This is a genomic window from Streptomyces sp. NK08204, from assembly GCF_020400585.1.
Classification (GTDB): Bacteria; Actinomycetota; Actinomycetes; order Streptomycetales; family Streptomycetaceae; genus Streptomyces.
Genome location: NZ_JAINVF010000030.1, coordinates 19,844 through 45,928, shown reverse-complemented (window position 1 = coordinate 45,928; position 26,085 = coordinate 19,844). Strand labels below are relative to the sequence as shown.

At 71.5% G+C, this 26,085-nt stretch carries 25 protein-coding genes; 16 read left to right on the top strand and 9 right to left on the bottom strand.

The window, feature by feature from the left end:
* The first annotated feature begins 232 nt into the window (after positions 1 to 232).
* A complete protein-coding gene (locus K7G59_RS30460; protein ID WP_225839885.1) occupies positions 233 to 1,123 on the top strand; it encodes an SGNH/GDSL hydrolase family protein in 891 nt (296 codons plus the stop codon).
* 34 nt (positions 1,124 to 1,157) lie between these two features.
* Positions 1,158 to 2,135 carry an aldose epimerase family protein gene (locus K7G59_RS30455; RefSeq protein WP_225839884.1) on the top strand — a complete coding sequence of 326 codons (978 nt, stop codon included), beginning with the start codon at positions 1,158 to 1,160 and terminating at the stop codon, positions 2,133 to 2,135.
* Between the two features lie 4 nt (positions 2,136 to 2,139).
* On the opposite strand, the gene K7G59_RS30450 is transcribed toward K7G59_RS30455, so the two are convergent.
* Positions 2,140 to 2,826 carry a hypothetical protein gene (locus tag K7G59_RS30450; RefSeq protein WP_225839881.1) on the bottom strand — a complete coding sequence of 229 codons (687 nt, stop codon included), beginning with the start codon at positions 2,824 to 2,826 and terminating at the stop codon, positions 2,140 to 2,142.
* A 15-nt stretch (positions 2,827 to 2,841) separates the two neighbouring features.
* Here K7G59_RS30450 and K7G59_RS30445 point away from each other — a divergent pair, with 15 nt between their 5' ends.
* Positions 2,842 to 3,108, top strand: a complete 267-nt coding sequence (locus K7G59_RS30445) for a hypothetical protein (RefSeq protein ID WP_225839879.1) — start codon at positions 2,842 to 2,844, stop codon at positions 3,106 to 3,108.
* Between the two features lie 174 nt (positions 3,109 to 3,282).
* Here K7G59_RS30445 and K7G59_RS30440 read toward each other — a convergent pair whose 3' ends face one another.
* Entirely contained in the window at positions 3,283 to 3,672 is a 390-nt protein-coding gene (locus tag K7G59_RS30440) for a RidA family protein (protein WP_225839877.1), read from the bottom strand.
* Between the two features lie 49 nt (positions 3,673 to 3,721).
* Here K7G59_RS30440 and K7G59_RS30435 point away from each other — a divergent pair, with 49 nt between their 5' ends.
* Positions 3,722 to 4,696 (top strand): LysR family transcriptional regulator, encoded by a 975-nt coding sequence (locus K7G59_RS30435; protein ID WP_225839875.1) that lies wholly within the window; start codon positions 3,722 to 3,724, stop codon positions 4,694 to 4,696.
* Here the strand turns inward: K7G59_RS30435 and K7G59_RS30430 are convergent.
* Together K7G59_RS30430 and K7G59_RS30425 are read right to left on the bottom strand one after the other, a co-directional pair.
* Complete coding sequence (locus K7G59_RS30430) at positions 4,668 to 5,477, bottom strand: EI24 domain-containing protein (protein ID WP_225839874.1); 810 nt, start codon at positions 5,475 to 5,477, stop codon at positions 4,668 to 4,670. The two genes, K7G59_RS30435 and K7G59_RS30430, sit on opposite strands and share 29 nt — an antisense overlap.
* Positions 5,478 to 5,519: 42 nt before the next feature.
* Positions 5,520 to 5,957, bottom strand: a complete 438-nt coding sequence (locus tag K7G59_RS30425; RefSeq protein WP_225839872.1) for a MarR family winged helix-turn-helix transcriptional regulator — start codon at positions 5,955 to 5,957, stop codon at positions 5,520 to 5,522.
* Between the two features lie 121 nt (positions 5,958 to 6,078).
* Here K7G59_RS30425 and K7G59_RS30420 point away from each other — a divergent pair, with 121 nt between their 5' ends.
* Together K7G59_RS30420 and K7G59_RS30415 are read left to right on the top strand one after the other, a co-directional pair.
* Entirely contained in the window at positions 6,079 to 7,101 is a 1,023-nt protein-coding gene (locus tag K7G59_RS30420; RefSeq protein WP_225839870.1) for an NADP-dependent oxidoreductase, read from the top strand.
* A 106-nt stretch (positions 7,102 to 7,207) separates the two neighbouring features.
* The gene (locus K7G59_RS30415) at positions 7,208 to 7,627 is read left to right on the top strand and encodes an organic hydroperoxide resistance protein (protein ID WP_225839869.1); all 420 of its coding nucleotides are present in this window, start codon (positions 7,208 to 7,210) and stop codon (positions 7,625 to 7,627) included.
* A gap of 85 nt (positions 7,628 to 7,712) precedes the next feature.
* Here K7G59_RS30415 and K7G59_RS30410 read toward each other — a convergent pair whose 3' ends face one another.
* Both K7G59_RS30410 and K7G59_RS30405 read right to left on the bottom strand, forming a co-directional pair.
* Positions 7,713 to 8,870, bottom strand: coding sequence for a serine hydrolase domain-containing protein (locus K7G59_RS30410; RefSeq protein ID WP_225839867.1), 1,158 nt, complete (start codon positions 8,868 to 8,870; stop codon positions 7,713 to 7,715).
* A 187-nt stretch (positions 8,871 to 9,057) separates the two neighbouring features.
* Positions 9,058 to 10,005 (bottom strand): hypothetical protein, encoded by a 948-nt coding sequence (locus tag K7G59_RS30405; RefSeq protein ID WP_225839864.1) that lies wholly within the window; start codon positions 10,003 to 10,005, stop codon positions 9,058 to 9,060.
* Positions 10,006 to 10,205: 200 nt separating this feature from the next.
* Between K7G59_RS30405 and K7G59_RS30400 the strand changes: the two genes are divergently transcribed.
* The 9 genes from K7G59_RS30400 to K7G59_RS30360 all read left to right on the top strand — a co-directional run bounded on the left by K7G59_RS30400 (position 10,206) and on the right by K7G59_RS30360 (position 22,799).
* Positions 10,206 to 11,363, top strand: coding sequence for a mandelate racemase/muconate lactonizing enzyme family protein (locus K7G59_RS30400; protein WP_225839861.1), 1,158 nt, complete (start codon positions 10,206 to 10,208; stop codon positions 11,361 to 11,363).
* Positions 11,360 to 12,364 carry an alcohol dehydrogenase catalytic domain-containing protein gene (locus K7G59_RS30395; RefSeq protein ID WP_225839859.1) on the top strand — a complete coding sequence of 335 codons (1,005 nt, stop codon included), beginning with the start codon at positions 11,360 to 11,362 and terminating at the stop codon, positions 12,362 to 12,364. Before K7G59_RS30400 ends, K7G59_RS30395 begins: the two co-directional genes overlap by 4 nt.
* Positions 12,365 to 12,478: 114 nt before the next feature.
* Entirely contained in the window at positions 12,479 to 13,447 is a 969-nt protein-coding gene (locus tag K7G59_RS30390) for a hypothetical protein (protein WP_225839858.1), read from the top strand.
* A gap of 35 nt (positions 13,448 to 13,482) precedes the next feature.
* Entirely contained in the window at positions 13,483 to 14,592 is a 1,110-nt protein-coding gene (gene chvE, locus K7G59_RS30385) for a multiple monosaccharide ABC transporter substrate-binding protein (RefSeq protein WP_225839857.1), read from the top strand.
* A 36-nt stretch (positions 14,593 to 14,628) separates the two neighbouring features.
* Complete coding sequence (gene mmsA, locus K7G59_RS30380; protein ID WP_225839856.1) at positions 14,629 to 16,188, top strand: multiple monosaccharide ABC transporter ATP-binding protein; 1,560 nt, start codon at positions 14,629 to 14,631, stop codon at positions 16,186 to 16,188.
* Positions 16,185 to 17,426, top strand: a complete 1,242-nt coding sequence (gene mmsB, locus K7G59_RS30375) for a multiple monosaccharide ABC transporter permease (RefSeq protein ID WP_225839855.1) — start codon at positions 16,185 to 16,187, stop codon at positions 17,424 to 17,426. The genes mmsA and mmsB overlap by 4 nt, the downstream gene beginning before the upstream one ends.
* Before the next feature lie 348 nt (positions 17,427 to 17,774).
* Complete coding sequence (locus K7G59_RS30370) at positions 17,775 to 20,729, top strand: beta-galactosidase (RefSeq protein WP_225839854.1); 2,955 nt, start codon at positions 17,775 to 17,777, stop codon at positions 20,727 to 20,729.
* 229 nt (positions 20,730 to 20,958) lie between these two features.
* A complete protein-coding gene (locus tag K7G59_RS30365; protein ID WP_225839853.1) occupies positions 20,959 to 21,558 on the top strand; it encodes a toxin-antitoxin system, toxin component family protein in 600 nt (199 codons plus the stop codon).
* Positions 21,555 to 22,799, top strand: a complete 1,245-nt coding sequence (locus K7G59_RS30360; protein WP_225839852.1) for an MAB_1171c family putative transporter — start codon at positions 21,555 to 21,557, stop codon at positions 22,797 to 22,799. Before K7G59_RS30365 ends, K7G59_RS30360 begins: the two co-directional genes overlap by 4 nt.
* A gap of 49 nt (positions 22,800 to 22,848) precedes the next feature.
* On the opposite strand, the gene K7G59_RS30355 is transcribed toward K7G59_RS30360, so the two are convergent.
* Positions 22,849 to 23,715 (bottom strand): SMP-30/gluconolactonase/LRE family protein, encoded by an 867-nt coding sequence (locus K7G59_RS30355; protein WP_225839851.1) that lies wholly within the window; start codon positions 23,713 to 23,715, stop codon positions 22,849 to 22,851.
* The gene (locus tag K7G59_RS30350; protein WP_225839849.1) at positions 23,712 to 24,485 is read right to left on the bottom strand and encodes an IclR family transcriptional regulator; all 774 of its coding nucleotides are present in this window, start codon (positions 24,483 to 24,485) and stop codon (positions 23,712 to 23,714) included. The genes K7G59_RS30355 and K7G59_RS30350 overlap by 4 nt, the downstream gene beginning before the upstream one ends.
* 129 nt (positions 24,486 to 24,614) lie before the next feature.
* Here K7G59_RS30350 and K7G59_RS30345 point away from each other — a divergent pair, with 129 nt between their 5' ends.
* Positions 24,615 to 25,181 carry a hypothetical protein gene (locus K7G59_RS30345; RefSeq protein WP_225839847.1) on the top strand — a complete coding sequence of 189 codons (567 nt, stop codon included), beginning with the start codon at positions 24,615 to 24,617 and terminating at the stop codon, positions 25,179 to 25,181.
* 14 nt (positions 25,182 to 25,195) lie between these two features.
* Here the strand turns inward: K7G59_RS30345 and K7G59_RS30340 are convergent, their stop codons facing one another.
* Positions 25,196 to 26,029 carry an oxidoreductase gene (locus tag K7G59_RS30340; RefSeq protein WP_225839845.1) on the bottom strand — a complete coding sequence of 278 codons (834 nt, stop codon included), beginning with the start codon at positions 26,027 to 26,029 and terminating at the stop codon, positions 25,196 to 25,198.
* Between the last annotated feature and the right edge of the window lie 56 nt (positions 26,030 to 26,085).

Sequence of the window (26,085 nt, the reverse complement as noted above, 5' to 3'; positions counted from 1 at the left end):
CATCTTGCAGACTGGCAGGGCGGCAGTGGCGCGACGGCCGCGTTGATGGCGAGGCTACCTTGCGGGAGCGCGAGGAGTGTGACGTACCGTCGGTCCCGCTGCGAGGAAACCGCCGCCATTCACCCAGGGGGACGCTTGTACGGGGGTGCGCCGTTCCAGCGAGCCCGGCCGGGAACTCCCGGACGTTGTTATGGGAGGAGCACCGTACCGTCGGACGAGGGGATCAGCAGGGATGCGGAAGCGAAGTCACCGTGCACGGGCAGTCCTCGCCGTCGTGACGGCCGCCCTGCTCGGCGCCGCCGGGTGCGAGGCCGGGGGCGGTGCGGCCGCGCCCAAGGGGACCAGGGCCCGCGCCGCCCAGGCCGCCCCGGTGTGGAACCGCAGCCCGCACTCGATCGCCGCGATCGGCGACTCGATCACGCGCGGCTTCGACGCGTGCATGGTCCTCTCCGACTGCCCGGAGGTCTCCTGGGCGACGGGCAGCGACGCCAGGGTCGACAGCCTGGCGGTACGGCTGCTGGGCGTGACGGGGGCGGCGCAGCGCAGCTGGAACTACGCGGCGACCGGCGCCCGGATGTCCGACCTGCCGGAGCAGATGGCCCAGGCGGTGGCCCGCGGCCCGGAGTTGGTCACCGTCATGGTCGGCGCGAACGACGCCTGCCGTTCCTCGGCGTCCGCGATGACCTCGGTGGCCGACTTCCGCGCGGACTTCGAGGAGGCCCTCGGCACGCTGCGCGAAGCGCTGCCGAAGACGCAGGTGTACGTGTCGAGCGTGCCGAACCTGAAGCGGCTGTGGTCCGAGGGCCGGACGAATCAGCTCGGCAAGCAGGTGTGGAAGCTCGGCATCTGCCCGTCGATGCTGGAGAACGCGGACGATCTGACGAGCGCGGCCACCCTGCGCCGGGCCCAGGTGCAGCAGCGGGTGGTGGAGTACAACAAGGTGCTGCGGGAGGTCTGCGCCAAGGACCGCCGCTGCCGTTTCGACGGCAACGCGGTCTACGACTACCGCTTCGGCACCGGCCAGCTCAGCCACTGGGACTGGTTCCACCCCAGCAAGGACGGCCAGGCACGGCTCGCCGCGATCGCGTACCGGACGATCACTGCGCGTGAGCCGGTGGCCTAGGGGTGGCCTGGACCGGTCGCCTAGGGTTTCCCACATGAGGGAACTTTTCGGAACACTTTCCGACGGCACCGAGGTCCACCGCTGGACACTGGATCGTGCTGGGACACGGGCGGAGATCCTGACGTACGGCGGGATCGTGCGGTCCGTGGAGGTCCCGGACCGTCAGGGCCGCCCGGCCAACGTGGTGCTGGGGTTCGCCGGCCTGGACGGCTATCTCGCGCACCCGGGGCCGTACGTCGGCGCCCTGGTCGGCCGGTACGCCAACCGGATCGCGGGCGCCCGCTTCCCTCTGGACGGGCTGGTGCACGCCCTGGAGCCGAACTGCGGGCCCCACTCGCTGCACGGCGGCGGGCGCGGCTTCGACAAGCGGGTGTGGCACGCGGAGCCGGTCGCGCACGGGGTGCGGCTGAGCCGGGTGAGCCCGCACGGCGAGGAGGGCTTCCCGGGCCGCGTCGAGATCTCGGCGACGTACACGCTGGAGGCGTCCGGCGCGCTGCGCATCGCGTACGAGGCGCGGACGGACGCGCCGACCGTGCTGAACCTCACCAACCACAGCTACTTCAACCTGGCCGGCCACGACACGGGTGACGCGGGCGGCCACGAACTGCGGCTGACCGCCTCCCGGTTCACGCCGGTCGACGACCAGCTGATCCCCACGGGGGTGCTGGAGGACGTCACCGGTTCCCGGTTCGACTTCCGTACGGCCCGCAAGGTCGGCTCGGGCTACGATCACAACTTCGTCCTCGACAAGGGCCTGACGCAGGCCCCGGAGGAGGTCGCCGAGCTGCACGACCCGGCCTCCGGACGCACCCTGACGGTCGCGACGACCGAGCCGGGCCTCCAGCTCTACACGGCGGACCATCTCTGCGCGCCCTTCGCGCCGGGCGGCGGCATCGCCCTGGAGACCCAGCACTTCCCGGACTCCCCCAACCGCCCGGAGTTCCCGAGCACGGTGCTGCGGCCGGGGCAGGTCCACCGCTCGCAGACGGTGTACGGCTTCTCGGTGCGCTGAGGCCCTAGCCGGCCTCGCCGCGCATCCTCTTGGCCGCCCGGCCCAGCAGGGCCATCGCGCCGCCGCAGACGAGCAGGGTCGCGCCGCCGGCCACGACCGGACCGGGTGCGCCGCCCTTGATGCCCTCGCCGGTCACCGTCGTCGCCAGCACGAAGATGATCGAGTACAGGCTGCGGCCGACCTTCGCGCCGGCCGGGATCACCCGGAGCAGCTGCGGGATGGTGGTCGCAGCGGCCAGGGCCATGCCGAAGGGCAGGGCCGCGGCCAGCATCAGTCCGCCGAAGCCGAAGGAGTTGCCGTACGCGCCCCACCCGGCGCCCTTGTCGAGCAGGTAGCCGGTCGCCGCGAGGGACAGCAGGACGAGCAGGCCGTTGAGGTAGGCGGCCAGCGTGGCCGCCTTGCGGGCGCCGGGCAGATGGGCGGCCGGGGAGCGCCAGGCATCCTGGGTGATGAGCCGGAGCTGCTGCTTGAGGGCCTGCATCCGCGTCAGGGACAGCACGCCGAAGACCACCAGGGCCAGTCCTGCGGCGGCTGCCGCGAAGCCGAGGGGCGCGTGGGTGATGCCGTAGTGGGCACCGCCGAAGGCGAGCGGGATACCGAGCACGAAGCCGTAGGCCATCGGCTTGGCCTTCGCCTGGATCTTCAGCACCAGCTCGCGCTGGGCGGGCGTGAGATTCGGGTCCAGCCGCATCCCGCCCTCGCCGACATGCTGGACGGGCGCGGGCGGCTGGGGCGCCGGGGGCTGGTACGGCTGCGGGTGGCCGCCCGCCTGGGGTGGCGGGTAGGGCTGGTATCCCTGCTGGGGCTGGTATCCCTGCTGAGGTGGATACGGCTGCTGCGGGGGCTGATATCCCTGCTGGGGCGGATACGGCTGCTGCGGGGGCTGGTACCCCTGCTGGGGCGGATACGGCTGCTGCTGCGGGGGGTACGGCTGCTGTCCGTACGGGTCGTACGGACTGTACGGTCCTGGTGACGGCTGCCCGCCGTAAGGCCCCGGCTGCTGTTGCTGGTGTCCTGGATACATGCCGTCTCTCCCCCGTGCCGTTCCCGGTACGTCCGGTGTTCGCGGGGCGGGAGTCTGCCATACCCGGGCCGGGCCGGTGGGCCCCGGTCCGCACAAGGTCGGGTCACGGACCGGGGCAGAGCCTCACCGGCGAGCGGGCACGGCCGCCACGATCTCGATCTCCACCTGGCAGTCCGGCGGGACCAGCCGGGGTACTTCGGTGGTCATGCTGGTCGGCGGGGTGCCGGTGAGGTACTCGCGTCGTACGGCGACGTACTCAGCGATCTTCGTGACGTCGGTGAGGTAGGTGCGGATGTTGATGACGTCCGCGAGGGTCGCGCCGTGCGCTTTGAGCAGGGCGGCGATGTTCTCGAAGATGCCGCGGGTCTGCTCGGCCAGGGTGGCACCGTCCGCGGTCTGCCCGGAGAGGAACAACATGGCGCTGCCGTCGGCGTGTTCGACGCGTGCGACCTGCGAGTAGAAGTCGTTGTGGGGCTGGGGAGCGGAGGCGGGATTGCCGATGGTGATCTGCATGCGGTCGACGCTAGAACTGGCAGACGGATGCGACAAGCGAATGTCTAGCATGGCTGCCATGCGCATCCCGCATGACGAAAGTTCCTGTGCCATACCGGAGTTGTCCACGGTGTGGCTGCGGGCGTTCCTGGAGGTCGCACGCGCCGGGTCGTTCACGGTGGCGGCGCGGGCGCTGGGCTGGACCCAGTCGGCGGTGTCCCGGCAGGTGGCGTCACTGGAGTCGGCGCTGGGCGGCGGTCCGTTGTTCGACCGGCTGCCCCGCGGGGTGCGGCTGACGGAGGCGGGCCGGGCGCTGGTTCCGTACGCGGAAGCGGTCACGCGGTCGCTGCGCGGTGCGGGGCGCGAGCTGGCGGCACTGCGCGAGGTGGCCAGCGAGCGGCTGCGGTTCGGGGCGTTCGCCACCGCGGACGCGGCGCTCGTCCCGCAGGCCCTGGCCGCCCTGCGGGCCCGGCATCCGGCCGTCCGGGTGGAGCGCGAGGAAGGGCTCACTGCCGATCTGCTGGACCGGCTGACCGCCGGCCGGCTGGACCTGACGGTCGTCTCCACGACGGGCCGGGCCGCACCGAACGCCCACGATCTGCACCACCTGCTGGACGAGCCCCTGTACGTCGCCGTCCCCGCCGGTCATCCGCTGGCCCGCGCGGGCGGGGTGCGGCTCGCCCAACTCGCCGACGCCGACTGGATCTCCGGCAGCGACCGCCCCGAGGGAACCCTGCTGGAGGCGGCCGTACGTCATGGTTTCCGACCGCGGGTGGCACATGTGGTCGGCGAGTGGACGGCCAAGCAGGGTTACGTGGCCGCCGGGCTCGGAGTCGCCCTGGTGCCGGGACTGGCCGCCTCCTCGGTACGCCCGGACGTGGTGCTGCTTGCGCTGCGGGACGAGGAGGCACCGCTGCGGACGGTGTACGCGGCGACCGCACGCGGGCGGTCGGTGTCCCCGGCGGTGCGGGCGTTCCTGGCGGTGCTGCGGGAGGAGGCGGCGCGGCTCGGGTGCGCTATGGCGCAGGCCGCGTTCCGGGGGTGACCTGGTCGTCGTCCTCGGCGCTGTCGTCGTCGGCGCTCTCCTCGCCCAGCAGCTCGCGGGCCAGCAGCGTGGCGCCCGCGACCGCACCCGGCATCAGGAACACCGCGACGAAGGGCACCAGGAAGGCCAGGCCGAGGGGCGTGCCGAAGCCCCAGGCCAGGGTCTTGCGGGAGCGGAGCAGGGCGAGGCGGGCGCGCAGGTCGATCCCGCGGCGCTGGAGGGCGACGGAGGTGAGTTCCTCGGTGAGGAAGAAGCCGGTGACGAAGAACCCGATCACCGGGACGACGGTCTGCCCGACGAGGGGCAGGAAGCCGAGGGCGAAGAGGAGGACGCCCCAGAGCGCGGCGCGGACCAGGACGCGCAGGCTGTCGCGGGCCGAGACCCACAGCTCGCGCAGGAGCGGCAGGCCGGAGCTGGGCGCCGTGCCGTCGGGCGATGCTTCGGCGTCGATCTTCTCCGAGAGGCTCTCGTAGAAGGGCTGACCTATCAGCAGGGTGACGGCGGTGAAGGTGAGGACGGCCAGCAGGAGGCCGAGCGCGAAGAGGACCGCCGTGAGGAAACCGCGGAACAGGCCCTGCCAGGGGCTGGACCAGTGGTCCGCGAACGGCGTCGCCCAGGCGACCGCGTCATCGCCCCAGACGGCGAGCGCGACCAGCGCCGCCGCGTAGAGCACCGTCGCGATCAGTCCGGGCAGCAGCGCGAGGCCGTACTGCCGCCTGTGCCGGGCCATCCAGTGCTGGCCCTTGAGGAGATGACGGAACCCCACCCCGAGATCGCGCATGGCGCAGACTTTACCTGGCGGAGTGTGCCGCCCGGCCCGGCGTCAGGCGTCGTCGACCATGCGGCGCAGCAGGTCCCGCAGCGAGCGGCGTTCCTCTTCGGAGAGGCCGGCCAGGGGGGCGCGGGCGAAGCGGAGGCCCTCGCGCAGGGCACGGGCGGTGCGCATGCCCTCTTCGGTGGGGACGGCCAGCTTCACGCGGCGGTCGGCGGGGTCGGGACGGCGTTCCACCAGGCCCCGGGACTCCAGGCGGTCGACGATCCCGGTCACGTTGGACGGCTCGCACTTCAGCTTCTGCGCCAGCTTGCGCATGGGCAGTGGGTCGAGCGAGAGCAGGCTGAGCAGCTTGGCCTGGGCACCGGTCAGCGCGTGTCCGGCGGCGGCCTCCTCGTAGTCCGCGTGGTAGCGGGCGACCACCTCGGCGATCAGCTCGACGACCTCGACGGTCAGTTCGTCCGGGCGGGTGCTGTGCGGTGTGGCCATGCGCCGAGAATACCGCATTTACTTGACAGCTGAAATATTCAGAGGCAGGGTTATTTCAGGTCATGAATCATTGGAAAAATGAAGTACTGACGTACTCACCAGGAAGGCCAGGTAAGCACCCATGCCCGAGTCCCCCGCCCTCCCCGCCGTCAGCCGCGAGTGGCACCTGCTGAGCCGCCCCGTCGGCTGGCCGAAGCCTGACGACTTCGCCCTGGTCGAGGCGCCGATGCCGACCCCGGGGGACGGTCAGGTACTGGTGCGGAACACGTATCTCTCCGTGGACCCGTACATGCGCGGCAGGATGTCGGCGGCCAAGTCGTACATCGCCCCCTTCGAGCTGGGCAAGGCCATGCAGGGCGGTGCGGTCGGCGAGGTCGTCGCCTCCCGCGCCGAGGGCCTCGAGGTCGGCGACCACGTTCTGCACTTCTCCGGCTGGCGCGAGTACGCGGTCGTGGACGCGCAGCACGCCGTCAAGGTGGACCCCGGCGTCGCACCGCTGCCGGCCTACCTCGGCGTCCTCGGCATGACCGGCCTGACCGCCTACGCCGGCCTGCTGCGCACCGCCTCCCTCAAGGAGGGCGACGTCGTGTTCGTGTCCGGTGCCGCGGGTGCCGTGGGCAGCCAGGTCGGGCAGATCGCCCGGCTGAAGGGCGCCTCCCGGGTCATCGGCTCGGCCGGGTCCGACGAGAAGGTCAAGCTGCTGGTGGAGGAGTACGGCTTCGACGCCGCCTTCAACTACAAGAGCGGCCCGGTGGCGGAGCAGCTGCGCGCGGCGGCGCCCGACGGTGTCGACGTGTACTTCGACAACGTCGGCGGGGACCACCTGGAGGCCGCGATCGGAGAGCTGAACGAGGGCGGCCGGATCGCCATCTGCGGCATGATCTCCGTCTACAACAACACCGAGCCCACCCCCGGCCCGAAGAACCTCGCCCGACTGATCCAGACCCGCGGCCGGATCGAGGGCTTGCTGGTCAGCGACCACTACGACCTCCAGCCGCAGTTCGTCCAGGAGGTCGCCCCCTGGATCGCCTCGGGCGCGCTGAAGTACCGCGAGACCGTGGTCGAGGGCATCGAGAACAACCTGGAGGCGTTTCTCGGGGTCCTGCGCGGCGACAACACCGGGAAGATGATCGTCAAGCTGTGAGGCTTCGGTAAGGCTCCCCATGATTTCCGGCATGCGGTAACTTCTTTCCGAATTCCGTCGTCGATCGTGGGCGCGAGTCGCGGCGGACCGAGGAGGAAGACACCGCATGCCCATCACGCAGTCCGAGGTCCTGTACACCGCCGTCGCCACCGCCGAGAACGGCCGCGACGGCCGGGTCGCCACCGACGACGGCAGGCTCGACGTCGTCGTCAACCCGCCCCAGGAGCTGGGCGGCAGCGGCGCCGGCACCAACCCGGAGCAGCTGTTCGCCGCCGGGTACAGCGCCTGCTTCCAGGGCGCGCTCGGCGTCGTCGCCCGGCAGGAGGGCGTCGACGTCTCCGGCTCGACCGTCACCGCGAAGGTCGGCATCGGCAAGAACGACGACGGTTTCGGGCTCATCGTGGAGATCTCCGCGAACATCCCGAACACCGACACGCTCACCGCACGCGAGCTGCTCGAGAAGGCCCATCAGGTGTGCCCGTACTCGAGGGCGACGCGGGGCGGCATCACCGTGACGCTGGCCTGAGCCCGGCCGTTGATCCCGACGGAGGCCGCACCCTTGGACACGGGGTGCGGCCTTCCGTACGCGGGGCGCGGCCTTCTCGAACGGGTCAGGCGTTGAGCGCCGCCGTCTGCACCGCCGCCGCCAGCCGGTTGTTCTCCGGGGCCGCGCCACCCGGGAAGGCGAAGCGGCGGCGGACGTAGCCGTAGGCGACGCCGCTGCGCGGGTCCGCGAAGGACTGGACGCCGTTCACACCGCTGTGGCCGATCGCGCCGGCGCCGAGGAACGGGTGCCAGGTGTCGGCGGTGATCTGGAAGCCGAGCCCGTACGACTTGTGGCCGCGGGCCACCAGGTCGTATCCGACGGAGTGGTACTGGCCGAACTCCGCGACCGTGTCCTCCTTCAGCAGCGGCGCCTTGCCGTCCCGCTCGCTGATCATCACCGCGTACATGCCCGCGAGACCGCGCGCCGAGCCGACGCCGCCCACCGAGGCCGGGCCCTGCGCGCGGACCAGCCGCTCGTTGGCCAGTGTCTCCAGGTCGGTCGGCTCCGCTCCGTGCCGGTTGAAGGCGATCGCGGCCAGGGAGTTCGGGGCGGCCGGAATCGCGTCGAGCACGGCCTGCTGCTCGGGGGTCGGCAACGCCGGCCGCACCGAGCGGAAACGGGGTTCCTGGGCGGCCGGCAGGCCCAGGTGGAAGTCCAGACCGTAGGGGGCGCGGACTCTCTCCTCGTACAGCTCCTGGATCGTCCGGCCCGTCGCCCGGCGGACGACTTCGCCGGTCAGCGCGCCGATGACCAGCGCGTGGCAGCCGAAGGCCGTACCCGGGCGCCAGAACGGCCGCTGATCGGCGAGACGTTCGGCAACGGCCCGGTCGTCGGCCAGCTCCGCCAAGGTGAACCCGGTGTCGGCGCCGACCAGTCCGGCCCGGTGCGCGAGCAGCTCCCGCAAGGTCAGCTCGCCCTTGTCCTCGGCGCCGAACTCCGGCCAGTAGTAGGTGACTTTCCGGTCCACGTCCAGCGTGCCGTCCTGCACCAGCAAGGCCACGACCAGATGTGCCGCACCGTTGGTGGCCGAGTACACGCCGTACAGCGCGTCCCCGTCCACGCCGTCCCCCGCCCAGAGGTCGACGACCCGGTGGCCGTGGACATAGGCGCACAACTGGCCCTCGTAATCGTCCCGCTCGGCCGCGACGACGGCGGCGAACTCCTCGCGCACCGCCTCGAATCCCTCGGCGACCGTGCCCTGGACGGTGTTCACCTGTGTCATCCGCTCTCCTCGACTGTGCAGCTGCTCGGCGCTCCCCCACGCGCAACGCCCTTTCCGCTGGCGGACGTTCCCGGGATCGGTACGGCGAGGGGGATCCCTCCGGCTCAACCGCCCGAACGCCGGGTTGGTGTCGCATGTGCCCCGGATGGCCGATGGGTCGAACCCCTGAAGTGACCGGCACCGGCCTTCAGGCGCACCACCACAGGAAGCGGGTGCAGGTCTTCGTGGGTGACGGTGTCGGCGTCGGGGCGGAGGTGGTGGACTGCGTGGTCGGGGCGGTCGTCGGCCCGGCCGACGGCTGCGCGGTCGGCCCCGTGGTGGCCCCACCGGCCCCGCTGGAGCCCGTGGTGGCCGACTGACCGGCCTGGTGCGCCGCCGTGGCGGACGGGGACGCAGAAGCGCTGTCCGTCGGGGATCCGGTGGCGGACGGGGACGCCGAGGCGCCCGCGGAGGCCGCTGCGCCCGCGCCGGGCACGTCGCCGGGGGTGTCGTCGAGCGTGCCGGCGGTGGCGTCCGGGGCCGGGGAGGACGCGCCGCCGTCCGCCGAGGTGTGCCCGGACGTCGCCGGCTTGCTGCCGGAGAAGGGGGCGTCCGTGCCGAGTTCGGCGACGCCGAGGCCGCCCGCCGCCAGCACCAGGCCCGCTGCGATCAGCATCGTTCGGCGACGGCGGCGCCGGTGCGCGGCGGCCTTGCGGTCGCGCCGGCCGACGTCGGCGCCGCCCTGCCCCCGGCGGGCGGCCCGGCCCCCTGGCACGGGACCGGCGCGCCGCCCCGGATCCGGCTGCTGCTCCGCCTCCGCGCCCTCCGGCTCGCCGCGCTCGACCGCCCCCGGCCCGGGACTGTGCGGATCCTGCGGAACGGCGTGTTCGGCGTATTCGCCGCGTTCACCGTCGCCGTCGTGGCCGTCATGGCCGTCATGGCCGTCATGGTGGTCGTGGTGGTCGTGACCGTCATGTCCGTCGTGCCACGCGTGACTCCCGTACTCCGGCACCTCGCCCGCACCCGCACCCGCGTACGCGCGCACGGCGGCGGCGGGTACGTCCGCCGCTGCGGCGAGGGCGTGTGCCGGCGTGCCGCATCCCGGGCAGGCCAGGGCGCCGTTGAGGTGCCTGCGGCACGGGTGGCAGTAGTCCATGACGCCGGAAGACTAGATTCCCCACGGGTGACGTTCCTAGGCGCCGTTGTGAATGTTTCGTGCGAGGGCAAAGAGTTCCCGGAAGGCTTGCCGAAACCGTTACCGGTTCGCCCCATTGACACCCCCACCGCACCGTCCTTACTGTCACGCCAACATTTCGAACGTGTGACGAAATCTCGAACAGCTGAAGGGCAACTGCCGTGCGCATCACCGGAATCAGCACCCACGTGGTCGGCACGCCATGGCGCAACCTGACGTACGTCCAGGTCCACACCGACGAGGGGATCACGGGAGTCGGCGAGACCCGGATGCTCGGTCACACCGACGCACTGCTCGGCTACCTGCGGGAGGCCGAGGCCAACCACGTTCTCGGCTCGGACCCCTTCGCCACCGAGGACCTGGTCCGCCGGATGAAGTACGGCGACTACGGCCGCGCCGGCGAGATCGTCATGTCCGGCATCGCGGTCGTGGAGATGGCGTGCTGGGACATCAAGGGCAAGGCCCTCGGCGTGCCGGTGTGGCAGCTGCTCGGCGGGAAGGTGACCGACCGGGTCAAGGCGTACGCCAACGGCTGGTACACGACCGAGCGGACCCCGGAGGCGTACCACAAGGCCGCCCAGCAGGTCGTGGAGCGCGGGTACAAGGCACTGAAGATCGACCCGTTCGGCACCGGGCACTACGAACTGGACCACGAGCAGAGCCGGTACGCCGTCTCGCTCGTCGAGGCCGTACGGGACGCCGTCGGGCCCGGCACCGAGCTGATGCTGGAGATGCACGGCCGCTTCTCCCCCGCCACGGCGGTACGGCTGGCGAGGGAACTCGCGCCCTTCGAGCCGGCCTGGCTCGAGGAGCCGGTGCCGCCGGAGAACCTGAAGGCGCTGGAGAAGGTCGCCGCCGGGGTGGACATCCCGGTCGCGACCGGTGAGCGCATCCACGACCGGATCGAGTTCCGTGAACTGTTCGAGAACCAGGCGGCGGACATCATCCAGCCCGACGTCGGCCACATCGGCGGCATCTGGGAGACCCGGAAGCTGGCCGCCACCGCCGAGACCCACTACATGTTGGTCGCCCCGCACAACGTGGGCGGTTCGGTGCTGACCGCCGCCTCGCTCCAAGTGGGCTTCACCACCCCGAACTTCAAGATCCTGGAGCACTTCAACGACTTCGCCGACGCGGGGATCAAGAAGGTGGTCAAGGGAGCGCCGGAAGTGGTCGACGGCTACTTCCACCTGTCGGACGCACCCGGACTCGGCGTCGAACTGGACGTCGACGCGGCGGCCGAGTTCCCGCAGCAACAGGCCCGGTTCGACCTGTGGGCCGAGGGCTGGGAGCAGCGCAAGCCGAAGGGGACGAAGTGAGCGACGCCGTCGTCATCGAGGCACCCGGCGCGCACCGGCTGGCCGGGCACACCCCGGCGGAACCCGGCCCCGGCGAGGCGCTGGTCCGTGTGCACGCCGTCGGTGTCTGCGGCAGTGACCGCGAGGTCTACCAGGGCAACAGGCCCGAGGGATACGTCCGTTACCCGCTCACCCCGGGCCACGAGTGGTCCGGCACGGTGCGGGCGGTCGGCGCCGGGGTACCCGAGGGCCTGGTCGGCCGCAAGGTGGTCGGCGAGGGATTCCGCAACTGCCAGGTCTGCGACCGCTGTCACGCGGGCGAGACCACGCTGTGCACGGCCGGCTACGAGGAGACCGGCTTCACCCGGCCCGGCGCGATGGCCCCCACGCTCACCCTGCCCGCCCGGCTGCTGCACCCGCTGCGGGACGACGCCGACCTGACCGCCGCCGCCCTGCTGGAGCCGGCCGCATGCGTCGCCGCCGCCGCGCTGAAGGGCGACGCCCGGCCGGGCGAGCGGGTCGCGGTGGTCGGCACCGGCACCCTCGGGATGTTCGCCGTGCAGTTCCTGAAGGCGGTCTCCCCGGCGGAGCTGCTGGTCGTCGGCACCCGTCACGACCGCGAGGAGCTGTCCCGGCGGTTCGGCGCCACCGGCTTTCGCACGAAGGACCAGCAGCTGCCCGGAGACTTCGACGTCGTGATCGAGACCGCGGGGTCCGCGTCCGCCGCACGCACCGCCGCGTCGCTGCTCAGGCGCGGCGGACGCCTGGTCCTGACCGGCATCCCGGCACCGGGCGCGGAGGGGCTGGACCCGACCGACCTGGTCGTGCGGCAGCTGGAGGTGCGCACCGTCTTCGGGGCGCCGCCCGCCGCCTGGGCGCACACGGTGCGGATGTTCGGAGCCGGGCTGCTGGATCCGCTGCCGCTCGTCACGCACGAGCTGCCGCTCGCCGAGTTCTCGCGGGCCATGGAGCTGGTGGGGGCCGGTGACCCCGCGGTGGGCAAGGTACTGCTCCACCCGTAGCGGCCCTGCTGCATCGGGACTGCCCCACCGGTGCCCCCACGGCCTTTCTCGTACCCGACGACTCGAACCGTGTCCGGAATATCGAACGTACGCTTCGCACGCAAAGGACAGCTCGTGACCGACGCTTCCGCCCCGGCAGCCCGCAGGCCCGGCGAGCAGGTGCTCGCCGCACTCGGCCTGGGCGCACCCGCCCTCGACCCCGCCGACGCCTCCGCACACAGTTTCCCGGGCGGTGGCCGCTGGCGCACCGAGATCCCCTCGTGCGAGGGTCCCGAGGCGCTGGCGGTCGTCCTGAAGGAGGCCTCGCGCCTCGATGTGCCGATCCACCGGATCAGCCAGGGCAGCGGGGTGTGGATGCTCACCGACGCCGAGATCACCGAGATGGTCGAGGCGACCGCCGAACGCGGCATCGAACTCTGCCTGTTCACCGGCCCCCGCGGCACCTGGGACATCGGCGGATCGGTGCGCTCCGACTCACGGGGGGCCGGGCTGCGCGCCCGGGGCCACGACGCCGTGGCCGGCTGCGCCGAAGACGCCGTACGGGCCACGGAGTTGGGCGTCAAGTGCCTACTGGTCGCCGATGAGGGCGTGCTGTGGACCCTGCACCGGGCGCGCGAGGCGGGGATCATCCCGGCCGACACCACACTCAAGGTCTCGGCGCTGATCGGCCCGGTCAACCCGGCCTCGTACGCCGTCTACGAGCGGCTCGGCGCCGACTCGGTCAACGTACCGAGCGACCTGACGCTCGACCACCTCACCGAGATCCGCCGGGTGTCCGGCGCCCCCCTGGACATGTACATCGAGGCCCCCGACGACCTCGGCGGCTACGTGCGGATGTACGAGGTCGCCGAGCTGATCCGGCGCGGCGCACCGCTCTACCTGAAGTTCGGCCTGTCCAGGGCCCCCGGCATCTACCCGTGGGGCACCCATCTGCGGGACGTGACCCTGGACACCGCCCGGGAGCGGGTACGGCGCGGCCGGCTCGCCCTGGACCTGCTCGCCCGGCACGGCGCGGACGGCGGCATGGCGCCGCTCGGCTCCCGGCTGCCCGGCCCGCTCAACCGTTTCCCCGCCACCGCGTGACCTCTCAACGACGAGAAGAACAAGGACTGATCAGCATGCGCAACCGCAGAGCCGCACTCGCCGCCGTGGCCGCAGCCGCCTCGCTCGCCCTGACCCTGACCGCCTGCGGCCAGGACAGCGAGGGCGGCAGCAAGCAGAAGGCGGGCAGCACGAAGGGGGGCACGATCGGCATCGCGATGCCGACCAAGTCCTCCGAACGCTGGATCAACGACGGCAAGAACGTCGTCAAGGACCTTCAGGCCAAGGGCTACAGGACCAGGCTGGTCTACGGCGAGGACGACCCGGACACCCAGGTCTCGCAGATAGAGAACCTGATCACACAGGGCGTCAAGGGCCTGATCGTCGCGGCGATCGACAACAAGTCCCTGAACAACGTGCTCCAGGAGGCCGCCGACGCGAACATCCCGGTCATCTCCTACGACCGGCTGATCCTGGGCACGAAGAACGTCGACTACTACGCGTCCTTCGACAACGAGAAGGTCGGCCGGCTCCAGGGCACGTACATCGTCCACAGGCTGGGCCTGGACAGCGGCCGCACGGGCCCGTTCAACATCGAGCTGTTCGCCGGGTCCAACGACGACAACAACACCCGGTACTTCTTCGACGGTGCGATGAGCGTCCTGAAGCCGTACCTGGACAAGAAGCAGCTGGTGGTCCGCTCCGGTCAGACCGGACTCGGCAAGGTGACCACCCTGCGATGGGACGGCGCGACCGCGCAGAAGCGCATGGACGACATCCTGACCTCCTCCTACAAGTCGCAGAAGGTCGACGCGGTCCTCTCCCCCTACGACGGCATCTCCATCGGCATCCTCTCCTCGCTCAAGTCGGACGGCTACGGCTCCGGCAGCAAGCCGCTGCCGGTCATCACCGGCCAGGACGCCGAGCTGGCCTCGGTGAAGTCGATCATCGCCGGTGAGCAGACGGAGACCGTCTACAAGGACACCCGCAAGCTGGCCGAGGTCGCCGCGAGCATGGTCGACGACGTCCTCAACGGCAGGAAGCCGCAGGTCAACGACACCAAGTCGTACGACAACGGCACCAAGGTGGTGCCCTCCTACCTGCTCCAGCCGGTCAGCGTCGACAAGACCAACTACCGGCAGGTGCTGGTGGACGGCGGCTACTACACCGCGGCCGAGCTCAAGTAACCCGCCCCGACTCCCAACGGATTGGAAGGCACGACCATGGCGGGACCCGTCCTGGAAATGCGCTCGATCGTCAAGACCTTTCCCGGTGTCAAGGCGCTGTCGGATGTCACCCTGACCGTCCGGCAGGGCGAGGTCCACGCCATCTGCGGGGAGAACGGCGCCGGGAAGTCCACCCTGATGAAGGTGCTCTCCGGCGTCCACCCTCACGGCAGCTACGAGGGGGACATCCTCTTCGAGGGGGAGGTCTGCCGGTTCCGGGACATCCGGGCGAGCGAGCAGCGCGGCATCGTCATCATCCACCAGGAGCTGGCGCTGGTGCCGTATCTCTCCATCGCGGAGAACATCTTCCTCGGCAACGAGCACGCCAGGCGCGGGCTCATCGACTGGAACGACACCCTCGGACACGCCACACGACTGCTGCGCCGGGTCGGACTGGACGAGCACCCGGAGACCCGCGTCGCCGACATCGGCGTGGGAAAACAGCAGCTCGTGGAGATCGCCAAGGCGCTGTCCAAGCAGGTGAAGCTGCTGATCCTGGACGAGCCGACGGCGGCTTTGAACGACGAGGACAGCAGCAAGCTCCTCGATCTGATCCTGGAGCTGAAGACCCAGGGCATCACCTCGATCATCATCTCCCACAAGCTCAACGAGATCCGCCGGGTCGCCGACTCGGTGACGATCGTCCGGGACGGCCGGTCCGTCGAGACGCTCGACGTGAAGGCGCCGGAGACGACCGAGGAACGGATCATCGCCGGCATGGTCGGCCGGGACCTCGACAGCCGCTTCCCGGAGCGCACCCCGCACCGTCCGGAGGCGGGCGCGGCCCCTGCGCTGCAGATCCGGGGCTGGACCGTGTTCCACCCGATCGACCAGCAGCGCAAGGTCGTGGACGACGTGTCGATCGAGGTCCGCCGCGGGGAGATCGTCGGCATCGCGGGCCTGATGGGCGCGGGCCGCACCGAACTCGCGATGAGCGTCTTCGGCCGCACCTACGGCCGGTACGCGGGCGGCACGGTCTACAAGGACGGCCGGGAGATCCGTACGAAGACCGTCGCCGAGGCGGTCGGGCACGGCATCGCCTATGTCACCGAGGACCGCAAGCACTACGGCCTGAACCTGATCGACACCGTCAACCGCAACATCTCGCTGACCGCGCTGGACAAGGTCGCCAGGCGCGGTGTGGTGGACGAGCACGAGGAACGGCGGATCGCCGAGGGCTTCCGGAAGTCCATGAACATCAAGACGCCGACCGTGTTCGAGCCGGTGGGCAAGCTGTCCGGCGGCAACCAGCAGAAGGTCGTCCTCAGCAAGTGGATCTTCGCCGGCCCGGACGTGCTGATCCTGGACGAACCGACCCGCGGTATCGACGTGGGTGCCAAGTACGAGATCTACACGGTCGTCGACCAGCTCGCCGCCCAGGGCAAGGCAGTGGTCTTCATCTCCTCCGAGCTGCCCGAACTGCTCGGCATGTGCGACCGCATCTACACGATGGCCGCCGGGCGGCTGACCGGTGAGGTGCCGCGGGCCGAGGCCACGCAGGCGGTGCTGATGCGCCACATGACCCAGGACAAACAGGACGAAGAGGTAAAGCGATGAGCACGGATGTGACCGCCACGAGCCCGGCACCCGCGCCACCGGGCAGGAGCGCAGCCGCCGGCGAGGGCCTGCTCGGGCTGATGCTGGACGGCCTGCGCCGCAACATGCGCCAGTACGGCATGCTGATCGCGCTCGGCCTGATCGTCGTACTCTTCGCGATCTGGACCGACGGTGACCTGCTCCTGCCGCGCAACGTCTCCAACCTGGTGCTGCAGAACAGCTACATCCTGATCCTCGCGATCGGCATGATGCTGGTGATCATCGCCGGGCACATCGACCTGTCGGTCGGCTCGCTCACGGCGTTCGTGGGCGCCTTCGCGGCCGTACTGACCGTCCAGCACGGCATCGGCTGGCCGCTCGCGCTGGTGCTGTGCCTGCTGGTGGGCGCGGCGGCGGGCGCGACCCAGGGCTTCCTCATCGCCTACCTGGGCATACCGTCCTTCATCGTCACCCTCGCCGGAATGCTGCTCTTCCGCGGCCTGACCGAGATCCTGCTCAAGGGGCAGACCCTGGGCCCCTTCCCCGACGGCCTGCAGAAGATGGGCAACGGCTTCCTGCCCGAAGTCGGCCCGGACACCAACTACCACAACCTCACCCTGCTGCTGGGCCTCGTCCTGATCGCGGCGGTGGCCCGGCAGGAGCTCCGCGACCGCCGCCGCCAGCAGGAGTTCGCGCTGGAAGTGCTGCCCGGCCGTCTCTTCCTGCTCAAGCTGGTCGCGCTGGTGGCCGCGATCTGCGTCCTGACCCTCCTGCTCGCCAGCTACAAGGGCGCCCCGATCGTCCTGATCATCCTCGGCGCGCTGGTGGCCGGATACGGCTACGTCATGCGCAACGCGGTCTTCGGCCGCCACATCTACGCGATCGGCGGCAACCTGCCGGCGGCCAAGCTGTCCGGCGTGAAGGACAAGAAGGTCACCTTCCTCGTCTTCCTGAACATGGGCGTGCTCGCGGCCCTGGCGGGTCTGGTGGTCGCCGCCCGGCTGAACGCGGCCTCACCGAAGGCGGGCGTCAACTTCGAACTGGAGGCGATCGCCTCCTCGTTCATCGGCGGCGCTTCCATGAGCGGCGGTGTCGGCACCGTCCTCGGCGCGATCATCGGCGGTCTCGTCCTCGGCGTGCTGAACAACGGCATGAACCTCCTCAGCGTCGGCACCGACTGGCAGCAGGTCATCAAGGGCCTGGCCCTGCTGGTGGCGGTCGGGTTCGACGTGTGGAACAAGCGCAAGTCCGGTTCGTGAGCCCTCTCTCCCGGGTACGGCGGCGGTGAACCGGCCGATCACCGGGACGAGCGACGCCCCGGCCGCCCCCGCTCACCCTTCAGGGGGCGGCCGGAAGTGGAGCAGTTCTGCCCCGTGTTCGTCGCGGCAGGGCTGATGGACCTCGTGCGACCGGGGTGGCGAGCCGTCGGCGCAGCCGATGCGTTTCCTCTGCCGTCGCCGGGCCGTCACCCTGCCGTACGCCAGTTCCGGCACCGCCCGTACCGCGTAATCCGCCCACGCCGAGATCCTCATGCGTCCCCAGCGGGGCGTTCCGCCATGGACAATGGCCGGACCCGCGCCCCGTAAGATCGCCCGGGAGGATCCACCTTGGCGCTCAGCAGACGTACTTTCAGTGCCCTCGCGGGCTCGACCGCGCTCGGTCTCGCCCTCGGCGGCAGCAACTGCTCCAGGGCGTCCTCGGCGTACGCGGCGCGCAGTGCGCCGACCGGTCCGGCGCCCTCGCCGCCCGGCGTCGACGGTCAGCGGCACACGGTCGGGTACGACCGCTACTCCCTGCTGGTCGACGGCAAGCGGCTCGTGGTGTGGTCGGGCGAGATGCATCCCTTCCGGCTGCCGAGTCCGTCCCTGTGGCGGGACGTGCTCCAGAAGATGCGCGCGCACGGCTACAACGCCGTCAGCATCTACGTGGCCTGGAACTACCATTCCCCCGCGCCGGGGACGTACGACTTCACGGGCGTCCGCGATCTCGATCTGTTCCTGCGCATGGCCGCCGAGACAGGGCTGTACGTCATCCTGCGGCCCGGCCCGTACATCAACGCCGAGGTCGACGGGGGCGGCTTCCCCGGCTGGCTGACGGTGACGAAGGGCTCGGCACGGACCGCCGACCCGACCTACCTGTCGTACGCCGACGAGTGGCTCACACAGGTCAACCGGATCGCGCGCCGGCATCTGTTCACGCACGGCACCGGCACGATCCTGCTGTACCAGATCGAGAACGAGTACGACTCCCACGTCGACGAGGCCACCGGGCGCACGTACATGTCCCACCTGTACCGGAAGGTGCGGGCGGACGGGATCGATGTGCCCCTCTTCCACAACGACAAGGGGCGGAACGGGTACTGGATCCCCGGGTCCTTCGACACCGGCGGGGACTCGGGCGGCTGGTTGTACGGGTTCGACGGGTATCCGTCGCCTGCCCACACCCCGCCGGACTGGGGGCACTTCGGGGCGGGCGGGGCCACGGGCGGGGCCACCGCGTCACCGGGCACGCCCGGGTTCGTACCGGAGTTCGGGGGCGGCTGGTTCGATCCGTGGGGCGGCGCCTGGTTCAGCGGCAAGGGGTACGCGGAGTCGCGGCGCACCCGGGATGCCGCGTACGAGCGGCGGTTCTATCTGACCAACCTCGCCAACGGCATCACCCTGCACAACGTGTACATGACCTTCGGCGGGACCTCGTGGGGCTGGCTGCCCGCGCCGGTCGTCTACACCTCGTACGACTACGGCGCCGCGATCGACGAGGCGCGCAACGTCGGCGAGAAGATCCAGCCCATGCACCAGCTCGGGCATCTGCTGCAACGCGTGCCCGACTTCGCCAAGCTGGACCGGGCGGCGGACGTGAAGGCCGAGGGGCTGAGGGTCTACCACCTCACCAACCCCGACACCGGTGCCCATGTGTACGTCGCCCGCAACGACGGCACCGGGCCCGTCACCGCCGCACTGCCGACCGACGCCGGGGACCTGCGGATCACCGTGCCCGCCAAGGACGCCAGGCTGCTGACCACCGGGCTGGCCCTCGGCCGCCGGAAGCTGAAGTGGTCCACCGCGCAGCCCATGCTGTGCCTGACCGCCGGACGGCAGGACATCGCGGTGTTCACCGGCCGCCGGGGCGACATGGTCCAGCTCGTGCTGGACTGCCCCGCCGAGCCGAACGTGACGCGGCTGGACCCGGAGGCCGCCTGGGTCTACGACCGCGGCGAACTGCATGTCAGCGTGCCCCTCGGGCAGGGCGGTCTCACCCGGGTGCTGGTGCGCAGGGGCGGCAGCGACACCCCACTGCTGCTGCTCTTCGCCGACGACGCGACGTCCGCGCGGCTGTTCCCCTACGACACCCCGTCCGGGACCCTGCTGGTGTACGGCCCGGCGCTGCTGCGCCATGCCGAGCTGCGCGGCTCCAAAGCCCACTTGACCGGTGACGTCATCGGTGAGACCGCCGTGGAGGTGTGGGGGCCGCGCGGCATCAGGCGCGTCGCGTGGAACGGGCGGGCCCTGCCCACCCGGGTCACCGCCTCCGACAGCCTGATGACCACCGCCATGCTGCCCGGCGTTGCCGAGGTGCGGCTGCCCGAGCTGGGCGGCTGGCGGATGCGTACGGAGAACCCGGAGGCGGGGCCCGGCTTCGACGACTCCCGGTGGAAACGCGCCGACAAGTCGTCCTCGTACAGCACCACGCCCGTCCCCGCCGGGCAGCCGGTGCTGTTCGCCGACGACTACGGTTTCCACTACGGGGACGTCTGGTACCGGGGCACCTTCGACGACACCCGCGGCGTCGAGGAGGTCTCGCTCGCCTACAGCAGCGGCACCCAGGGCCTGCTGATGGCATGGCTGGACGGAGAGCCGCTGGGCACACACCGGCTGCCCGTACCGGACGTGGACACCACCATCCGCAAGGGCACCTGGGCTCAGACAGCGGTGTTCCCGGTGCGCGGGGCGCTGCGCTCCCCCGGCCGGCATGTGCTGTCGGTGCTGGTGCGGCGCATGCAGCACGACGAGGACGGCAAGGCGCTCGACACCCACAAGGCGGCCCGCGGACTGACCGCCGTCACCTTCAAGGGAGCTTCCCCGAAGGTCCGTTGGCGCATCCAGGGCGCGTGCGCCCCGGACCCCGTACGCGGCCCGCTGAACAACGGCGGCCTGTACGGTGAGCGGCAGGGCTGGCATCTGCCCGGCTTCCACGACCACGGCTGGGAGCCGGTCGTCTTCCCCCGGACCGAGCGGCGCCAGGGGGTGACCTGGTACCGGACGAGGTTCCGGCTGTCGGTGCCCCGCGACATCGACGCCTCGGTGGGACTGACCCTTCAGGACGACCCCTACCGCGCCTACCGGGCGCAGATCTTCCTCAACGGCTGGAACCTGGGCCAGTACATCAACAACGTGGGCCCGCAGCACACCTTCGTCCTGCCGAACGGCATCCTGCGCACCCGGGGCACCAACACCCTGGCGCTGGCGGTCCTGTCGGAGTTCACCACGCTGTCGGGTCCCGGGTCCGTGCGCCTGACGCTGCTCGGCAGCACGAGCGGCGGAGTGCCGGTCAAGCCCGTCTGACCACGCGTTGGTGATCAGCCCGGTGCGATCAGGTTCCAGGGCAGGGGCTCCCGTACGGCCGTCAGGGCGGCGCCTGACAGGGCGGCCCCGACGGTGTGCGGGGGGTGACCGCAGGGGCAGAAGCTTGCTGTTTCCCCTTGAACGAACACTGACCGGAACGCATGACGCAGGCACATCACGGCGCGTACCCTCGGACGAGCCGCCGCCTCGGTGGCACGGAGGGGGACAGATGGGGTTCGCGGGAGCACGGGACCGGGCGGTACGACCGACCGCGCGGCTGTTGTGCCCCCAGCGCCGTGCCATGCACTCGCTGGCCGCCCGTCTCGCCGCGGCGATCCGTGCCCGCCCACAAGCACCGCACGGGGTAAGGGAGTTGTGCCGGGCTCTGTGCGAGGAGATGAGCGCCGTGCGGGCCGGACGACCGGTGGATCTGCGGTTCGAGAGCTTCCCGGACGAGATCGAGGTCACCGGGCTGTGCGTGGAATTCGCCGACTTCGACCTGGTCATCGTGGAGGAGCGGGCCGAGGCTGTGCAGCAACTGGTCATCCTGGGCCATGAGTTGTGGCATCTGCACGCACGCCACCAGCACCAGCACCCGGCCCGGGAGACCGCGGCCCGTGCGTTCGCCGACACGCCCGGCTGGCGGGACATGGCGCTGACGGTGGCCGCCCGCAACGGCTCCCGCGAGAGCGACGAGGCCGAGGCCGACGACTTCGGCCACCGGCTGGCCGCCCTGTTCCGGTCCCACCTCGCCGCCACCACCGACGCCCCCCTGAACCCGGTACAGCGGTCGCTCGGCTACCGAGGGCGGCGAGGAGCCGCACGGTGACCTCCCTGGCACTCGACGTCCCACGGCTCCTCGACCACTGCTACATCTCCTTCTGGATCCCCACGGCGGTCCTCACCACCGCCCTGCTGGTCAAGCTGCCCACGATCATCCGGCTGTGGCGGGACCCGCTGCTGCGCGCCGTCGGCGGTCTGCTGGTACTCGCCTGCGCGGTCTTCGTGTTCTGCACGCCCTCCACGATCGCCGCGGTCAACCGGCTGACCGGCGTGCCCAACATCGCCGCCCCCTGGTGCTATTCGCTGGTCACCGCGATGTCGGCGTCCTGTCTGCTGCTGATCCTCACCTGGCGCAGCGGTCTGTCCGACGGCTCGGCAGCCACCCGGCGGGCGATGCGCCGGGTCGTCATGGCGTACGCCGCGGTGATCGTCGCCCTGTGGGTGCTGTTCCTGCTCGCCGACGCGCCCGTGGAGCGGGTGCGGGACCTCGACACCTACTACGCCACCACGCCGTTCATGCGCGAGGAGATCCTGCTCTACGTCGTCGCGCACAACGTGGCCTGTGTGATCAGCTCCCGGCTCGTGTGGAACTGGGTGCGCACCGAGGGCCTGGACGCCTGGCTGCGCTGGGGACTGAAGCTGCTGGGTGCCGGGTTCGTACTGAACCTGATCTTCGACGCGTCGAAGCTGACCGCCGTCCTGGCGCGCTGGTGCGGGCGGGACCTGGACTGGCTGAGCACGGACCTCGCGCCGCCGGTCGCCGCGCTGTGCGCCATCCTGGTCGCGGTCGGCTTCATGCTGCCGCACCTCGGCCAGTACCTGCAGGAGCGCTGGCGGCTCCGGCTCGCCCACCGCGAACTGCGGCCCCTGTACCGGTTGATGCGGACCGTGAACGGCGACGGCGTGCCGTTCGTGCTGCGGTCCACGCCCGAACTGCGGCTGACCCGGCGCGAGACGTTCATCCGGGACGCACTGCTGCAACTGACCCGGCACATCGACACCGACCTCGGCAGCCGCTCGTACGACACCGCGCTCGGCCTCGGTCATCCGCCGCAGCGGGCGCGGGCGCTGGCGGCGGCGGTGACCGTCGTCGACGCCGTCGGGCACAGGGCGCGGGTGCCGGAACCGCCCGAGCCGACGGCCGGCCCCGACACCACGAGCCTGCTGCAGGAGATCGGGGCGATCTCCCGGGCCCTGCGCAGCCCCCACGACATCGAGACGATCCGCGCCCGGACGACCGCCGGGGCCGCGCCCCTCGCGACGGAGCACGTCGCCGTACCCGACTGACGACGACGGCGGCCGGAGACGGTCGCCGGCCTCCCCCGCCGGCCGCGCCCTAACCCGCGAACGCCGGTTGCGGCAGGCCCTGTCCCGCGTCCGGGATCACCAGGAGCGAGCCGGACAGGGGGTGCGGGGCCGTCGGCAGGCCCACGCGGGCGGTGGTGATGTACAGGTCCCGCAGAGCGGGGCCGCCGAAGGCGCAGGCGGTGGTGCGCGCGGTGGGCAGTTCGACGACCCGGTCCAGGGTGCCGGCCGGCGTGTAGCGGCGTACCGCTCCGCCGTCCCACAGGGCCACCCAGACGCAGCCGTCCGCGTCGACCGTGAGGCCGTCCGGGAAGCCGGCGCCCTCCTCGATCTCGACCAGGGTGCGGCGGTTGCGGATGCCGCCGGCGTCGTGATCGAAGACGTCCACCCGGCGGGTCGGACTGTCGGCGTAGTACATCAGCCGGCCGTCCGGGCTCCAGCCGGTGCCGTTGCTCACCGTGACGTCGGGCAGCACCGTGCGCGTCGACCCGTCACCGGTCAGGCGGGTCAGCGTGCCGCCGCCCGGCGCCTCGTCGTAGCGCATGGTGCCCGCCCAGAGGGAGCCGTCGGGGGCCACCGCCGCGTCGTTGCCCCGACGGCCGGGCGCCGGCTGGTGGTGCAGCCAGCGGAAGGCGCCGTCGGGGTCCACCAGGCCCACGCCGTCCCGCAGGTTGAGCACCAGGCCGCCGCCCGCCCGGGGCTTTGCCGCGCCCACGTGCTGCTCCGTCGTACGCACCGAACGGTGGTCGCGGGAGGGGTCGTAGGTGTGGACGCGCATGCCGAGGATGTCCAGCCAGAGCAGGCTGCCCGTCGCCGGGTCCCAGGTCGGGCCCTCGCCGAGCAGCGCCTCCGCCCGGACGGCGACGTCGTACGCCCTCGTGCCGCGGTGGGCCGTCATCCCGCGCTCCGGTGGCCCAGCCGTTGCGACAGCTCGCTCGCGCCCTGGGAGGCGAGCTGCTCCAGCTCGCCCCGGCGTTCGTCGCTCCAGCGGATCATGGGGACGGAGATGGACAGCGCGGCGACCACCTGGCCGCTGCGGTCGCGCACCGGGGCCGCCACGCAGGAGACGTCCGGGTTGGACTCACGGCTCTCCACCGCGATGCCCCGCTGCCGGATCTCCGCCAGGGCCTCGCGCAACTCGACGGGGTCCGTGATGCTGTTCGGGGTCATCGCGGTCAGCTCGGCGCCGTCCGGGATCCGCGCGGCCAGCTCCTGCTCCGGCAGCGAGGCCAGGAGCATCTTGCCGACCGAGGTGCAGTGCGCGGGCAGCCGGCGTCCGGCGGCGGACACCATGCGGACCGCGTGCGTGGAGTCGACCTTGGCGATGTAGATGACGTCGGTGCCCTCCAGGATGGCCACGTGCACCGTCTCGTCGCAGGTCTCGGCGACCGAGCGGGCCACCTGCTGGCCCTCGGCGGCGAGGTCGAGCTGCTCGGCGTAGCGGCTGCCGAGCTGGTACGGGCGCACGCCGAGCCGGTAGCGTCCGGGCTGGCCGGGCACCGGCGCGATGTACGAGCGCGCGGCGAGCGTGGTGACCAGCTCGTGCACGGTCGTGCGCGGCAGTTGCAGCCTGCGCACGATGTCGGGGGCGGAGAGCGTCCCGTCCCCGTCGAGGAACAGCTCCAGAATGTCCAGAGCCCGGGTCACGGCAGGCACGAGGCGTCCCACGTCCGGCCCCCTCCCTTGAGTCCACGTCTGTTCGAAATTTCAACAGATGATCGGCATGGCGAACACAGGCTAGTCAGGGAGGGGTTGCGCGGGCAATGGGCAGCGGCGGGGCAGGGCACCATGACTCTCATGCATCTCGACTTCCAGCTGGTGCTGCTGCGCCGCATGGCCGACCACAATCCCGGCCTCGTCGAGGACGCGCGCCGTGAACTGGGTGCCTCGACCGGCGACCTGCGCGAGGCCAACAAGCGCTGGCAGGCGCTGGTCCGCTCGCCCCGGTCCCGGTCCCGGTCCGCCGCCGCACTCCCCCATCGCGCCGTCCTCGGCGAGCCGGAGTCCGTCGTCCCGCGCCGCCTCGGCGACGTCGACTGCGAGGCCTGGCGCTGGGCACTGCCCCTCTGGCCCGACCTGCGCTTCGAGGTGCTGGTCTGCCCCGACGGCACGGTCTGGAACGAGTGGCTGGTGCGCGCTCCGGGCGCCCCGGCGCCGAGGCTGGAGACCCTGGAGGACCTCACCCCCTGGTCCTGCACGGTCGACGAGGCCGCCCGCGCCTTCGCCCCCGCCCGCCCGCTGGAGGGCACGGCCCCCACCCGGTGGGGGCTGGCGTTCACCGCCCCCGACCGGGAGGGCGTACGGCACGAGGTGGTGGCGGAGTTCACCTGGGGACTGCTGCAGCGGACGGCCCTGCGGAGCTGACGGGGCGGACGGCCCTACTGGCCGTCGAAGGCCGTCGCCCGGCTCTGCTTCTCCCACGCGGTGACCTCCTCGCGGACCTGGTCGAGGTGGGCCAGCACGGCGCTCACCCCGTCGTCGCCGAGCGGCAGCCGCAGCGGGGTGCGCTCCGCCTCCAGCGCGGCCAGGATGACGGCGGCCGCCTTGGCCGGGTCGCCGGGCTGGCTGCCGTGGCCGCCGGCCACGAAACCGCGCGTCTCGCCGACCTTCGCGTACACCCCGCTGTCCGCGCTGACCCCGGCCCGGCCGGTGCCGAACAGTGAGGTCCGGAACGCGCCCGGCTCCACGATCAGCACCTTGATGCCGTACTCCGCGACCTCGTCCGCGAGGGCCTCGGACAGACCCTCCAGCGCGAACTTCGTGGCGCTGTAGGCTCCGAAGCCGGCGAAGGACATCTGGCCGCCCATGCTGCTCATCTGCACGATCGCGCCCGAGCGCCGCTCACGCATGTGCGGCAGCACCGCGCGCACCAGCGCCGCCGGGCCGAAGAAGTGCAGGTCGAACAGGTCGCGCAGCTCCTGGTCGGCGGTCTCCTCGACGGCGCCGACGTGGGTCCGGCCCGCGTTGTTGACCAGCACGTCGATCCGCCCGTACCGGGCCACGACGTCCCGTACGGCCGCGTCGACGGCGGCCAGGTCGGTGACGTCCAGGCGCAGCGCCTCCACCTGGTCGGGATGCGCGGCCACCAGGTCGTCCAGCGCCTCCGGGCCGCGGGCCGCACCGATCACCACGTCACCGGCGGCGACGGCCGCCTCACTGATCGCCCGCCCGAAGCCGCTGCTCGCACCGGTCACCAGCCATACCTTGTTCACGGCAACTCCCCGTAGGTCTCCATGTCGTACTCGTCTTTCCGACACGGCCCAGCCTG

What these genes read in the sequence shown, in the direction of transcription:
- K7G59_RS30460 (WP_225839885.1), top strand. Translation starts at nt 233, where the DNA reads ATGCGGAAGCGAAGTCACCGTGCACGGGCAGTCCTCGCCGTCGTGACG.
- K7G59_RS30455 (WP_225839884.1), top strand. Translation starts at nt 1,158, where the DNA reads ATGAGGGAACTTTTCGGAACACTTTCCGACGGCACCGAGGTCCACCGC.
- K7G59_RS30450 (WP_225839881.1), bottom strand. Translation starts at nt 2,826, where the DNA reads ATGCGGCTGGACCCGAATCTCACGCCCGCCCAGCGCGAGCTGGTGCTG.
- K7G59_RS30445 (WP_225839879.1), top strand. Translation starts at nt 2,842, where the DNA reads ATGCTGGACGGGCGCGGGCGGCTGGGGCGCCGGGGGCTGGTACGGCTG.
- K7G59_RS30440 (WP_225839877.1), bottom strand. Translation starts at nt 3,672, where the DNA reads ATGCAGATCACCATCGGCAATCCCGCCTCCGCTCCCCAGCCCCACAAC.
- K7G59_RS30435 (WP_225839875.1), top strand. Translation starts at nt 3,722, where the DNA reads ATGGCTGCCATGCGCATCCCGCATGACGAAAGTTCCTGTGCCATACCG.
- K7G59_RS30430 (WP_225839874.1), bottom strand. Translation starts at nt 5,477, where the DNA reads ATGCGCGATCTCGGGGTGGGGTTCCGTCATCTCCTCAAGGGCCAGCAC.
- K7G59_RS30425 (WP_225839872.1), bottom strand. Translation starts at nt 5,957, where the DNA reads ATGGCCACACCGCACAGCACCCGCCCGGACGAACTGACCGTCGAGGTC.
- K7G59_RS30420 (WP_225839870.1), top strand. Translation starts at nt 6,079, where the DNA reads ATGCCCGAGTCCCCCGCCCTCCCCGCCGTCAGCCGCGAGTGGCACCTG.
- K7G59_RS30415 (WP_225839869.1), top strand. Translation starts at nt 7,208, where the DNA reads ATGCCCATCACGCAGTCCGAGGTCCTGTACACCGCCGTCGCCACCGCC.
- K7G59_RS30410 (WP_225839867.1), bottom strand. Translation starts at nt 8,870, where the DNA reads ATGACACAGGTGAACACCGTCCAGGGCACGGTCGCCGAGGGATTCGAG.
- K7G59_RS30405 (WP_225839864.1), bottom strand. Translation starts at nt 10,005, where the DNA reads ATGGACTACTGCCACCCGTGCCGCAGGCACCTCAACGGCGCCCTGGCC.
- chvE (WP_225839857.1), top strand. Translation starts at nt 13,483, where the DNA reads ATGCGCAACCGCAGAGCCGCACTCGCCGCCGTGGCCGCAGCCGCCTCG.
- mmsA (WP_225839856.1), top strand. Translation starts at nt 14,629, where the DNA reads ATGGCGGGACCCGTCCTGGAAATGCGCTCGATCGTCAAGACCTTTCCC.
- mmsB (WP_225839855.1), top strand. Translation starts at nt 16,185, where the DNA reads ATGAGCACGGATGTGACCGCCACGAGCCCGGCACCCGCGCCACCGGGC.
- K7G59_RS30365 (WP_225839853.1), top strand. Translation starts at nt 20,959, where the DNA reads ATGGGGTTCGCGGGAGCACGGGACCGGGCGGTACGACCGACCGCGCGG.
- K7G59_RS30355 (WP_225839851.1), bottom strand. Translation starts at nt 23,715, where the DNA reads ATGACGGCCCACCGCGGCACGAGGGCGTACGACGTCGCCGTCCGGGCG.
- K7G59_RS30345 (WP_225839847.1), top strand. Translation starts at nt 24,615, where the DNA reads ATGCATCTCGACTTCCAGCTGGTGCTGCTGCGCCGCATGGCCGACCAC.